At 74.2% G+C, this 11,866-nt stretch carries 13 protein-coding genes; 4 read left to right on the forward strand and 9 right to left on the reverse strand.

Annotated features, from left to right (window positions below):
* Nucleotides 1-53 precede the first annotated feature (53 nt).
* Genes C6N75_RS01115 through C6N75_RS01125 form a run of 3 tightly spaced genes read right to left on the reverse strand, consistent with a single transcriptional unit; the run spans nucleotide 54 to nucleotide 1,970 of the window.
* Entirely contained in the window at nucleotides 54-821 is a 768-nt protein-coding gene (locus C6N75_RS01115; protein WP_105866933.1) for a DUF3710 domain-containing protein, read from the reverse strand.
* 1 nt (nucleotide 822) lies between these two features.
* Nucleotides 823-1,395 carry a dUTP diphosphatase gene (gene dut, locus C6N75_RS01120; protein ID WP_105866934.1) on the reverse strand — a complete coding sequence of 191 codons (573 nt, stop codon included), beginning with the start codon at nucleotides 1,393-1,395 and terminating at the stop codon, nucleotides 823-825.
* Nucleotides 1,395-1,970, reverse strand: coding sequence for a PaaI family thioesterase (locus tag C6N75_RS01125; RefSeq protein WP_105866935.1), 576 nt, complete (start codon nucleotides 1,968-1,970; stop codon nucleotides 1,395-1,397). The genes dut and C6N75_RS01125 overlap by 1 nt, the downstream gene beginning before the upstream one ends.
* A gap of 58 nt (nucleotides 1,971-2,028) precedes the next feature.
* Between C6N75_RS01125 and C6N75_RS01130 the strand changes: the two genes are divergently transcribed.
* Nucleotides 2,029-2,538 carry a DUF3093 domain-containing protein gene (locus C6N75_RS01130; RefSeq protein ID WP_105866936.1) on the forward strand — a complete coding sequence of 170 codons (510 nt, stop codon included), beginning with the start codon at nucleotides 2,029-2,031 and terminating at the stop codon, nucleotides 2,536-2,538.
* A 93-nt stretch (nucleotides 2,539-2,631) separates the two neighbouring features.
* On the opposite strand, the gene C6N75_RS01135 is transcribed toward C6N75_RS01130, so the two are convergent.
* The 4 genes from C6N75_RS01135 to C6N75_RS01150 form a co-directional block, all read right to left on the reverse strand.
* Nucleotides 2,632-3,543, reverse strand: coding sequence for a hypothetical protein (locus C6N75_RS01135; protein WP_105866937.1), 912 nt, complete (start codon nucleotides 3,541-3,543; stop codon nucleotides 2,632-2,634).
* 12 nt (nucleotides 3,544-3,555) lie between these two features.
* A complete protein-coding gene (locus C6N75_RS01140; protein ID WP_003955561.1) occupies nucleotides 3,556-3,852 on the reverse strand; it encodes a DUF4193 domain-containing protein in 297 nt (98 codons plus the stop codon).
* Between the two features lie 443 nt (nucleotides 3,853-4,295).
* Nucleotides 4,296-5,516 (reverse strand): sensor histidine kinase, encoded by a 1,221-nt coding sequence (locus C6N75_RS01145; RefSeq protein WP_181160275.1) that lies wholly within the window; start codon nucleotides 5,514-5,516, stop codon nucleotides 4,296-4,298.
* Between the two features lie 13 nt (nucleotides 5,517-5,529).
* The gene (locus tag C6N75_RS01150; protein WP_105866939.1) at nucleotides 5,530-6,183 is read right to left on the reverse strand and encodes a response regulator transcription factor; all 654 of its coding nucleotides are present in this window, start codon (nucleotides 6,181-6,183) and stop codon (nucleotides 5,530-5,532) included.
* A gap of 495 nt (nucleotides 6,184-6,678) precedes the next feature.
* On the opposite strand from C6N75_RS01150, the gene C6N75_RS30355 reads away from it, so the two are divergent.
* Entirely contained in the window at nucleotides 6,679-6,849 is a 171-nt protein-coding gene (locus C6N75_RS30355) for a hypothetical protein (RefSeq protein WP_181160276.1), read from the forward strand.
* A 127-nt stretch (nucleotides 6,850-6,976) separates the two neighbouring features.
* Here the strand turns inward: C6N75_RS30355 and C6N75_RS01160 are convergent, their stop codons facing one another.
* Both C6N75_RS01160 and C6N75_RS01165 read right to left on the reverse strand, forming a co-directional pair.
* Nucleotides 6,977-7,786 carry an inositol monophosphatase family protein gene (locus C6N75_RS01160; protein WP_105866941.1) on the reverse strand — a complete coding sequence of 270 codons (810 nt, stop codon included), beginning with the start codon at nucleotides 7,784-7,786 and terminating at the stop codon, nucleotides 6,977-6,979.
* 14 nt (nucleotides 7,787-7,800) lie between these two features.
* Nucleotides 7,801-8,928 carry a ferrochelatase gene (locus C6N75_RS01165; protein ID WP_105866943.1) on the reverse strand — a complete coding sequence of 376 codons (1,128 nt, stop codon included), beginning with the start codon at nucleotides 8,926-8,928 and terminating at the stop codon, nucleotides 7,801-7,803.
* Between the two features lie 286 nt (nucleotides 8,929-9,214).
* Here C6N75_RS01165 and C6N75_RS01170 point away from each other — a divergent pair, with 286 nt between their 5' ends.
* Nucleotides 9,215-10,477: an MFS transporter gene (locus tag C6N75_RS01170; protein WP_105866942.1), complete on the forward strand. Its 1,263-nt coding sequence runs from the start codon at nucleotides 9,215-9,217 to the stop codon at nucleotides 10,475-10,477.
* Nucleotides 10,434-11,756 carry a D-arabinono-1,4-lactone oxidase gene (locus C6N75_RS01175; RefSeq protein WP_407703187.1) on the forward strand — a complete coding sequence of 441 codons (1,323 nt, stop codon included), beginning with the start codon at nucleotides 10,434-10,436 and terminating at the stop codon, nucleotides 11,754-11,756. The genes C6N75_RS01170 and C6N75_RS01175 overlap by 44 nt, the downstream gene beginning before the upstream one ends.
* Nucleotides 11,757-11,866 lie beyond the last annotated feature (110 nt).

An 11,866-nucleotide genomic window follows, 5' to 3' on the forward strand; every position in this document is an offset into this window, starting at 1 on the left:
AGATGTGTATAAGAGACAGGCGGGGCACCGGTACGGCGGGGGCGCGGTGGGGGTCAGCGGACCTCGGTGATCTCCGGGCCGCGCTGGAGCTGGCCCATGCCGCCGGAGAAGCGGGACGTCTCCTGGTCCTCCTGCTGCACGCCCTCGGGCACCATCTGGGCGTCCTCGGGGAGCTTGAGCACGATGGGGTCGCGGGGGGCCATCGGACCCTCGCCGCGGACGACGACGGTGTCCCGGAAGATCTGCTCCAGCAGGCCGGCGGCCTCCGGCTGGACCGCGCCCTGGCCGGAGATCACCCCGCGCAGGAACCAGCGGGGGCCGTCCACGCCGACGAAGCGCACGAGCTGCACCCCGCCGGTGCCGTCCGGGAGCTGCACCGGCACCCGGGCCCGCAGCTCCCAGCCGAGCGGACCCTCGACCTCGTCGATGACGCCGCCCTGCTGGGTGATCCCGGAGGCGATCTCGTCGCGGACCTCGCCCCAGATGCCCTCCCGCTTGGGGGCGGCGAACGCCTGGAGCTGGATGGCGCTGTCCCGCAGCACCACGGTGGCGGCGACGATCGCGTCACCGGCGACCTCCACCCGCAGCTCCATGCCCTCGACGCCGGGCACGAACACGCCGCCGAGGTCGACCCGGCCCTCTTCGGGGCGGGAGACCTCGGAGACGTCCCAGGGGCCGTCGGGCCGGGGCGCCGGCGGAAGGTTCACCCGGCGCTGCCCGCCACTCTGTTCCGCCTCGTCCTCGACGGTCTCGTCGACGACCTGCTCGGCCTCGCCGGCCGCGTCGGCAGCGGCACCGCTCTTCTTGCGACGTCCGAACACGTCACTGTCCTTCCCGGTCGGATACGACCGATACGTATGGATTCCCACCCGTCGGAACGCCCGACCGGCCGTCCGTCGGGACGTCCGTCGGAGCACCCCTCGAAGCGCCCGTCCGGTCCGCCACGGCGGCGTGGCCGCCGGTGGACCCGAAGCCCCCTTCGGCCCGCGCGGAGCCGGGGAGCTCCGCCACCTCGTGGAAGCGGACCTTCTCGACCTGCTGGACGACAAGCTGGGCGATCCGGTCGAACCGCTCGAACCGCACGCTCTCGCGCGGGTCCAGGTTCACCACGATCACCTTGATCTCCCCACGGTACCCGGCATCGATGGTCCCCGGGGCATTCACCAGAGCCACCCCGCAGCGGGCGGCGAGACCGGAACGGGGGTGCACGAAGGCCGCGTACCCGTCGGGCAGCGCGATGGACACCCCGGTGGGCAGCACGGCCCGCTCCCCGGGGGCGAGTTCCGCGGCCTCGGTGGTGACCAGATCGGCCCCGGCGTCGCCCGGGTGCCCGTACGACGGGAGGGGGACGTCGGGGTGGACGCGGCGGATCAGCACGTCTACCGGAGTACGCATCAGGGGTTCACCTCGAAGGCGCGGGCGCGCCGCTGTGTGTCGGGGTCGGCCATCGCGGCCTGGATCTCCTTGGGACGCCCGTTGTCGATGAAGTGGTCGACCTTGACCTCGATGAAGAGGGCGTCGGCGCGCACCGCGACGGGGCCGTCCGGACCGCCGGTGCGGCCGGTGGCGGTGGCGTAGATCTTGCGGCCGTGCACGGCGGTGACCTCCGCGGACAGGTGCAGGGCGGTGCCGACCGGCACCGGGCGCACGAAGTCGGTCTCCAGCCGGCCGGTGACCGCGATGACGCGCAGCAGCCAGCCCAGCGAGCCGAGCGTCTCGTCGAGCGCGGTGGCCAGCACCCCGCCGTGCGCCAGCCCGGGGGCGCCCTGGTGGTCGGCGGTGACGGTGAACTCGGCGGTGACCGCCACGCCCTCCTCGGCGCGCGCCTCCAGGTGCAACCCGTGCGGCTGACCGCCGCCGCAGCCGAAGCAGTGCTCGTAGTGGGAGCCGAGCGGCTCCCCCGGGGCGGGCGCGTCGGGGTGGCGTACCGGCGGCCGGGCCCCGGCCGGGGGCGTCAGTGCAGTGGTCACAGCGGGGAACCTTACCCGCGCGGCGGACCCGGGGTCGCGCCGTGCCAAGCTTGGGTGTATGCAGCCCTCCGCCGCGGCCCCGGAGCCGCGTCACGACGAACGCCTGACCGCACCCCGCTCGTGGTGGCTGATCGCCGCCCTGATCGGTCTGTCCGGTGCGCTGATCATGCTCCCGCTGGGCACGCTGCCCATGCTGGGCGGGCTGATCGTGGCGGGGGCGGCGGCCGCGATGACGGTGAGCGCCTACGGCTCGGTGCGGGTGCGGGTGGTGGCCGGCTCCCTGGTGGCGGGCACGGCCCGGGTGCCGGTGGGGGCGCTGGGCGTCCCGGAGGTGCTGGCGGGCGAGGAGGCGCGCGCCTGGCGCACGTACAAGGCCGACACCCGCGCCTTCCTGCTGCTGCGCGGCTACGTCCCGACGGCGGTGCGGGTGCCGGTGACGGACCCGGCCGATCCCACGCCGTACGTGTACGTGTCCAGCCGGGAGCCCGAGGCCCTGGCGGCCGCCCTGACGGCGGCGGGAGCCGGCCGCCCGGCGCGGGAAGCGGTGCGCGAGGAGCGCGGCGCCTGAGGCCGGGCCGCGCCTCTGGCCGGGGCCCGGGCAGGCGAAGAGCCCGGCCTGCGGGCCGGGCTCGCGGGTGTCCGGGGGCCGCCGGTTCTGCGGCTAGTAGCCCAGCTCCTTGGGGCTCTTGGCGTCGCGGGGGCGGTCCAGCGGCGGGAGGTCCGGCAGCGCGTCCCAGGGCACCTGGTGGCGGCGCAGGTCCTCGCGGATGCGGGCGGCGAGCTTCCTGGTGTCGCGGCGGTTCATCGCGGCGCCGACCACCGCGCCGATCATGAACGGCACGAGGTTGGGCAGGTTGCGGACCATCCGCTTGGTGACCGCCCGGCGCAGCTCGCGCCGCATCCGGCCGCCGAGCGCGGCGTTGACGGAGGCGGGCTTGGACACGTCGATGCCGCGCTCCTCCGTCCAGGAGGTGAGGTAGGCGCCGGCCCGCTCGCTGAACGTGCCGGGGGGCCGCCGGCCGTACACCTCGTGCAGCTCGGCGATGAGCTTCAGTTCGATGGCGGCGATGCCGGTGATCTCGGCGGCCATCTCGGCGGGCATGGCCGGGGGCACCGGCAGCATGGCCGCGGCGCCGACGCCGGCGCCGACGGTGGACGCCGCGTTGGCCGCGCCGGCGACCAGTCTGTCGGCGATCTCCTCGGGCCCGAGGCCGGGGAAGTGCCGGCGCAGGGTGTCGAGGTCGCGGACCGGGATGCGGGGCGCGAGCTCGATGAGCCGGTCGGCGAGGTGGCCCAGCCCCGCGCGGGCGCCCTCGCGCCCCCGGCGGACGCCGTGCCGCAGCGCGGCCATGCGCCGGGCCCGGGTGGCGGGGCCGCCGTCGCCCGGACGCGCTTCGAGCGAGGCCGCACGGCCTCGCTCGTCGTCACGCGTGGCGGCGGAGGGCAGGAGGTCGGTGTGCTCGGCGGAGTCGTCGGACGCCGTCGGCGTCCGGTCGGCGCCGCCCTGCTGCGCCTCCGGCTTGCGAGTGAGCCGGAAGCGCCGCTTCCTGTGCGGGTTGTCGCCTGCTGCCACGGCCGACCCGTCTCAGTCGCAGTCGCGGCAGATGGGCTGGCCGTTCTTCTCGCGGGCCAACTGGCTGCGGTGGTGGACCAGGAAGCAGCTCATGCAGGTGAACTCGTCCGCCTGCTTGGGCAGCACCCGGACGGCCAGCTCCTCGTTGGAGAGGTCTGCTCCGGGAAGCTCCAGGCCCTCCGCGGCCTCGAACTCGTCGACGTCGACCGTCGAGGTCGACTTGTCGTTCCGCCTGGCCTTGAGCTCTTCCAGACTGTCCGAGTCGACGTCGTCGTCGGTCTTGCGTGGGGTGTCGTAGTCGGTTGCCATATCGCGCTCTCCCCCTCTGGGTGTTTGCGTGTTTGCGGTGTCTCCAGCGCACGTAACGCGTGAGAGGCCGGTCTTGTGCCCGACCTGAGGCGGAGATTTTGCCTCACATCAAGGTCTGTTACTCAATCGACACCCAACCGGACCCCGCGCGGGTGATCGGGTTTGGGTGGCGAACGGGACCGTACACGGTCGCGGGGGCAGCCAGAACAGGCGCCACCCCGTGTACTTCCCGTGATCCCGGGCCCGGGAAACCCCGATTTTTCCTGGCTTTCCCGGGCCTGTTCCGCTCACAGAGCGTGGATGACCGGTTTGCACCCGGTGTGATCGATCACACAGCGGCCGGTCCGGCGCCGGGGTGGGAAATTGCGCCTGAAGCGAACAAGACCCCCCTCCGCATCGGCGTGTCGCGGCCCCGGACCGTCACTTGGAGTGACCGTACGAGGTCACAGGGGCAGCGTGACGCGCATGACGAGTCCACCGCCGTCCCGGGGTACGGCGGTGATCCGGCCGCCGTGCGCCCGGGCCACCGAGCGGGCGATGGAGAGCCCCAGACCGACGCCCTTGTCGCTGCCGGTGCGCTCCTGCCGGAGCCGGCGGAACGGCTCGAAGAGGTTGTCGATCTCGTACGCCGGGACCACCGGGCCGGTGTTGGAGACCACCAGCACGGCCTGCCCGGGGCCGGTCTCGGTGACCACCTCGACCCAGCCGCCGTCGGTGTTGTAGCGGACCGCGTTCTGCACGAGGTTCAGCGCGATCCGCTCCAGCAGCACGCCGTTGCCCTGGACCACCGCGGGGGCGCGCTCGCCGCGGAACTCCACTCCCCGGGCCTCGGCCTCCCCGCGGGTCTGGTCGACGGCCCGGGTGGCCACCTCGGCGAGGTCCACCGGCTTGCGCTCGACGATCTCGTTGTCGCTGCGGGCCAGCAGCAGCAGGCCCTCCACCAACTGCTCGCTGCGCTCGTTGGTGGCCAGCAGGGTCCGGCCGAGCTGCTGGAGCTCCACCGGCGCGCCCGGGTCGGAGAGGTGCACTTCGAGGAGGGTGCGGTTGATCGCCAGCGGGGTGCGCAGCTCGTGCGAGGCGTTGCCGACGAAGCGCTGCTGGGCGGTGAAGGCCCGCTCCAGCCGCTCCAGCATGTCGTCGAAGGTGTCGGCCAGCTCCTTCAGCTCGTCGTCCGGGCCGTCCAGCTCGATCCGCCGGGACAGGTCGGCGCCGGCCACGTTGCGGGCGGTGCGGGTGATGCGGCCCAGCGGCGACAGCACCCGGCCGGCCATGGCGTAGCCGAAGGCGAAGGCGATGATGCTGAGGCCCAGCAGGGCGAACAGCGAGCGGCGCAGCAGGTCGTCGAGGGCGTGCTGGCGCTGCTGGTTGACGCAGGCGTTCATGGCCTGGTTGGCGACGTCGACGTCCACCTCGGCCTGTGCGGGGAACGAGCAGACGCTGCTGGTGATCTTGCCTTCGACGATCTTGAAGGGCAGTTCGCTGCCGATGTGCAGGGCCTGCGCGGCCAGCAGGTAGATGATCGACAGCAGCAGGATGCCGGCGATCAGGAACATCCCGCCGTACAGCAGGGTGAGCCGTATCCGGATGGTGGGCCGCAGCCAGGGGCGGGCCGGGTCGCGCGGGTCCCAGGTGGGCTTGGGCGGCGCGTGCGGGGGGACGGGCATGGCGGGCACCGGATCAGATCCGGTAGCCGGAGCCGGGCACGGTGACGATCACCGGGGGCTCGCCGAGCTTGCGGCGCAGGGTCATCACGGTGACCCGGACGACGTTGGTGAACGGGTCGGTGTTCTCGTCCCAGGCCTTCTCCAGCAACTGCTCGGCGGAGACCACGGCTCCCTCGCTGCGCATCAGCACCTCCAGCACGGCGAACTCCTTGGGGGCGAGCTGGATCTCCCGGCCGTCGCGGGTGACCTCGCGGCGGTTGGGGTCCAGCCGGATGCCGGCGCGCTCCAGCACCGGTGGCAGCGGGACGGAGGTACGCCGGCCCAGGGCCCGCACCCGGGCGATCAGCTCGCTGAACGCGAAGGGCTTGGGCAGGTAGTCGTCCGCGCCGATCTCCAGCCCCTCCACCCGGTCGCTGACGTCGCCGGAGGCGGTGAGCATCAGCACCCGGGTGGGCATCTGGAGCTCGACCAGCCTGCGGCAGACGTCGTCGCCGTGGACCAGCGGCAGGTCGCGGTCGAGGACGACGACGTCGTAGTCGTTGACCCCGATGCGCTCCAGGGCCGCCGACCCGTCGTACACGACGTCGACGGCCATGGCCTCCCGGCGCAGTCCGGTGGCCACCGCATCGGCGAGCAGCTGCTCGTCCTCGACGACGAGTACGCGCACGGCGCTGTTTCCTTTCCTCCTCGCCCGCGGGGCGGGCGGATGACGTCTTCGGGCCCGGCGCCGGGCCCCCGCCGGAGGGGGTGCGCCGGAGCGGGGGCACGCGGTCCGGGCGCCCGGACGGGGGCGCCCCGGGCGCGGACGGTCGCCGTACGGTTTCAGGCAGAGTCCCGTGGGCCGACTGTGCGCCCCATCCTGCCCCTTACGCGCGTAAACCGGCTGTAAGGCGGCCGGTGGACGCCCGGCGGGGGCCTCGGACGGGGGTGCGGAACCGGTCCCGGGCCGCTTCCCGGTGGCGGGAATCCCCGGATTGGAGGCGTGGTTGAGGTTTCCGTGCGGGCGCCTGAGGGGAGGACGACTTGCACACCCGAGATCACGCCGCGTGTGTGGCACGCCACCGATCGCCCTGTCCCCCGTGCAGGCGCCGCGTGCGTGATCCCCGGTTCCCACCACCCTCGGCACACCCCGTGCCACCGACCCATGACGAGGGGGCGCACGATGGACGCTTTCACCGCTGGACTGCTACAGCGCATAAGGACCGCGGAGACGGACCTGTCGCGGGCCCGGGAGGACGGCGACGACTTCCTGGCCGATGTGGAGCAGGAGGAGCTGGACGACCTCCACCGCCTCGCGGCCGAGCACGGCGTACAGGTGACCGCGGTCGCCTGAGGGCTCGCGCAACGCCCGGCTCGCCTGCGGCGCACAGAGCACGGCCCGGCCCCGCACCAGGACGACGGTGCGGGGCCGGCGCGCGTCGCGTGGGCGGAGCCGAGGAGTGGCGCCCGCCCCGAGGACGTCAGTCGTGCCAGGCGCCGTACTCGTCCAGGAGGTGCTGGAGGGGGGTGAAGACGCCGGGGGAGGCGGCCACGGTGAGGTCGCCGGAGGGCGGGGCGCCGGGGCGGCCGCCGGTGAGGGCGCCGGCCTCGCGGGCGATCAGGTCGCCGGCGGCCAGGTCCCAGGGGTGCAGCCCGCGCTCGTAGTAGCCGTCGAGGCGGCCGGCGGCCACGTCGGCGAGGTCGATGGCCGCGGAGCCGGAGCGGCGGATGTCCCGGAGCTGCGGGATCAGCCGGCCGGCCACCTGGGCCTGGTGGGCGCGGACGGCGGCGACGTAGTTGAAGCCGGTGGAGACCAGCGCCTGGTCCAGCGGCGGGGACGGGCGGCAGGCGAGCCGGTGCTCGCCGAGGAAGGCGCCCCCGCCGCGTACCGCGTGGTAGGTCTCGCCGCGCATCGGGGCCTCGACCACGCCGACCAGGGTCTCGCCGTCCAGCTCGGCGGCGATGGAGACCGCCCAGGTGGGCAGCCCGTAGAGGTAGTTGACCGTGCCGTCCAGCGGGTCGATCACCCAGCGCACCCCGCTGGCGCCCTCGGTGGCGGCGCCCTCCTCGCCGAGCAGGCCGTCGTCGGGGCGGTGCTCGGCGAGGTACCCGGTGATCAGCTTCTCGGCGGCCAGGTCCATCTCGGTGACCACGTCGATCGGGCTGGACTTGGTGGCGGCCACGGCGAGGTCCGCCGGGCGGCCGTCGCGCAGCAGGGCGCCGGCCCGGCGGGCGGCCTCCAGGGCGACGGCGAGGAGTTCGGCGGCGAGCGGGTCGCGGGCACCGGTCACGGGGGCGGGGCTCCTCACGCGTAGGGGCTGTCGGCGCCGGCCGCGGCGGGCCGTGCGGCGCGGGCGGGGCAGCAGCCGACCGGGCAGAGGTCGTGCGAGGGGCCGAGGGCCCCCAGCGCGCACCGCTCGGGGTCGATGCCGCGCTCGGCGGCGGCCCGCTCCAGGAGCAGGTCCCGCACGGCGGCGGCGAACCGCGGATCGTCGCCGACGGTGGCCGAGCGGCGGACCGGCAGCCCCAGTTCGGCAGCCTTGGCGGTGGCCTCGGTGTCCAGGTCGTAGAGGACCTCCATGTGGTCCGAGACGAACCCGATCGGCGCCATGACGACCGCGGGCGCGCCGGCGGCGTGCCGCTCCTCCAGGTGGTCGCAGATGTCCGGCTCCAACCAGGGGATGTGCGGGGCGCCGCTGCGGGACTGGTAGACGAGCTGCCAGGGGTGTTCGAGGCCGGTCTCCGCGCGGACGGTGTCGGCGATCAGCCGGGCCACGTCCAGGTGCTCGCGCACGTAGGCGCCCCCGTCGCCGTGCTCGCCGGCGGGGCCGGAGGTGTCGGCGGAGGCGGTGGGGATGGAGTGGGTGGTGAAGGCGATGTGCGCGCCGGCGCGGACGTCCTCGTCCAGCTCGGCGAGCGAGCGCAGCACGCCGTCGACCATCGGCCGGATGAACCCGGGGTGGTTGAAGTAGTGCCGCAGCTTGTCGACGCGGGGCAGCGGCAGCCCTTCCGCTTCCAGGGCGGCCAGGGCGTCGGCGAGGTTCTCGCGGTACTGGCGGCAGCCGGAGTAGGAGGCGTACGCGCTGGTGGCGAGCACGGCGATGCGGCGGTGCCCGTCGGTGACCATCTCGCGCAGGGCGTCGGTGAGGTAGGGCGCCCAGTTCCGGTTGCCCCAGTAGACGGGGAGGTCGAGTCCGGCGTCGGCGAAGTCCTTGCGCAGCGCGGCGAGCAGGGCGCGGTTCTGGTCGTTGATCGGGCTGACGCCGCCGAAGAGGAAGTAGTGCTGCCCGACCTCCTTCAGCCGCTCGGTGGGGATGCCGCGGCCCCGGGTCACGTTCTCCAGGAACGGGACCACGTCGTCGGGGCCCTCCGGGCCGCCGAAGGAGAGCAGCAGCAGGGCGTCGTACGGGGCGGGGTCGCGCTGGGCGGACATGGCGTCGGACATGTTCTTGATCCTGCCACCCGGGTCGGACAGTCGAGAACCCGCCGTGCGGTACGCGCGCGGGGGACGCGGCGGCGGGCGGCGGGGACCTTCGCCCCGCGTCGCCGCAGTCGCTCGGCCCCTGGTCAGGGGCCGGAAAGTGCGGTGCGGCGGGCCGGGCCGGACACGTAAGCTGTCAAGGCTGCCCATACGCCTTACGGGCGGTGGTGCCCGGCGGCCGTCCCCCCGCCTCGCTTCGCGCGCCGCCGCCGCCCGGTCCGACCGGCCGGAGTGCCCCTTGCCCAGTTCGTACCGCGCGATCTTCACCGCTCCCGGGACGGTCGCCTTCTCAGCCGCCGGCTTCCTCGGCCGGATGCCCCTGGCCATGATGGGCCTGGGCGTGATGACCATGGTCTCCGAGATCACCGGCCGCTACGGGCTGGCCGGCTCGCTGTCGGCGACCATGGCGGTCTCGGCCGCGGCGCTGGGGCCGCAGGTGTCCCGGCTGGTGGACCGGCACGGGCAGCGGCGGGTGCTGCGCCCCACGGTGCTGGTCTCGCTGCTGGCGGCGACCGGCCTGGTGCTGTGCGCGCAGTTGCGGCTGGCGGACTGGACGCTGTTCCTGTTCGCGGCGGGCGTCGGGTGCGTGCCCTCGGTGGGCGCGATGACCCGGGCGCGCTGGGCGGCGCTCTACCGGCAGTCGCCGCGCGAGCTACACACGGCGTACTCCTTCGAGTCGGTGGTGGACGAGGTCTGCTTCATCTTCGGCCCCATCATCGCGGTGGGTCTGTCGACGACCTGGTTCCCGGCGGCCGGGCCGGTGCTGGCCGGGGGCTTCCTGGCGGTCGGGGTGTGGTGGCTGACCTCGCAGCGGGCCACCGAGCCGGTGCCGCACCCGGCCGAGCACCACACCGGCGGTTCGGTGCTGCGCTCGCGCGGGCTGCAGGTGCTGGTGGCGGCGTTCGTGGCGACGGGCGCCATCTTCGGCTCGGTGGACGTGGTGACGGTGGCGTTCGCGGAGGCCGAGGGCCACAAGTCGTGGTCCAGCCTGGTGCTGGCGGTGTACGCGCTGGGCTCCTGCCTGGCGGGCGCGGTCTTCGGCCTGCTGCACCTGAAGGGCGAGGCCCCGCGCCGCTGGCTGGTGGGCGTGTGCGCGATGGCCGTGAGTATGATCCCCCTCCAACTGGCCGGGAACCTGCCTGTCCTGGCCGCGGCGCTCTTCGTCGCGGGCCTCGCCATCGCACCGACCATGGTGACGACGATGGCGCTGGTCCAGGCGCACGTACCGCGTGCCAAGCTCACCGAGGGCATGTCCTGGACGAGCACCGGGCTCGCGGTGGGCATCGCGCTCGGCGCGTCGACCGGCGGCTGGGTGGTCGACGCGCACGGGGCGGCGGCCGGGTACGCGGTGCCCGGCGTGGCGGGAGTGTGCGCGGCGGTGGTGGGTCTCACGGGGTACCGCCTGCTGCGCCCGGCGCCGCCGGCGGCAGAGCCGACACGAGAGGGGCTGTCAGATCGTGACGACCGCGAGCAGGACCCGGAGCAGAGCCACCTGGCGTAACTGGGCCGGCACGGTGGCCGCCCGGCCGGAGCGGGAGGCGCGGCCGGCCTCGGTGGAGGAGCTGGCCGACACGGTGCGGACGGCGGCCGCGGAGGGGCTGCGGGTCAAGACGGTCGGCACCGGGCACTCGTTCACCGCCATCGCGGCCACCGACGGGGTGCTGATACGCCCCGACCTGCTGACCGGCATCCGGCGGATCGACCGCCAGGCGATGACGGTGACGGTGGAGTCCGGCACCCCGCTGAAGCGGCTGAACGCGGCGCTGGCGCGCGAGGGGCTCTCGCTCACCAACATGGGCGACATCATGGAGCAGACGGTGGCGGGCGCGACCAGCACCGGCACGCACGGCACCGGCCGGGAGTCGGGCTCGATCGCCGCCCAGATCACCGCCCTCGAGCTGGTGACGGCCGCCGGCGAGGTGCTGGACTGCTCGGCCGAGGAGAACCCCGAGGTCTTCGCGGCCGCCCGGATCGGGCTGGGCGCGCTGGGCGTGGTGTCGGCGATCACCTTCGCGGTGGAGCCGATGTTCCTGCTGCACGCGCGCGAGGAGCCGATGCCCTTCGACCGGGTCGCCGAGGAGTTCGACGCCCTGCACGCGGAGAACGAGCACTTCGAGTTCTACTGGTTCCCGCACACCTCCCGTTGCACCACCAAGCGCAACAACCGCAGCCAGGGGCCGGTGGACCCGCCGGGCCGGATCAGCGGCTGGATCGAGGACGAGCTGCTGTCCAACGGGCTGTTCCAGGTGGTGAGCACCGCCGGCAGGGCGGTGCCGGCCGCCGTCCCGGCGATCGCCCGCATCTCCAGCCGGGCGCTGTCGGCCCGGACGTACACCGACATCCCGTACAAGGTGTTCACCAGCCCGCGCCGGGTGCGGTTCGTGGAGATGGAGTACGCCGTGCCGCGCGCGTCCGCGATGGCGGCGCTGCGGGAACTGCGGGCGATGGTGGACCGCTCGCCGCTGCGGGTGTCCTTCCCGGTCGAGGTGCGCACCGCGCCGGCCGACGACATCACGCTGTCCACCGCCTCGGGGCGGGACACCGCGTACATCGCGGTCCACATGTACAAGGGCACGCCGTACCGCGGGTACTTCACGGAGGTCGAGCGGATCATGACCGCGTACGAGGGCCGGCCGCACTGGGGCAAGCTGCACACCCGGGACGCGGCCTACCTGGCCGGGGCGTACCCGCGATTCGCGGAGTTCACCGCGGTGCGCGACCGGCTGGACCCCGACCGGCTGTTCGGCAACGACTACCTGCGGCGGGTGCTCGGCGACTGAGCCGGCACAGCGGGCGGCCGGGCGGGGGCACGCGGACGGGGCCGCGCTTCCACGTGGAAGCGCGGCCCCGTCCGCGCGCGGCCCCGGGGCCGCGGGCGGTTGGCGGCTCA

It is taken from the genome of Streptomyces solincola, from assembly GCF_002982015.1.
In the GTDB taxonomy this organism is placed as follows: domain Bacteria; phylum Actinomycetota; class Actinomycetes; order Streptomycetales; family Streptomycetaceae; genus Streptomyces; species Streptomyces solincola.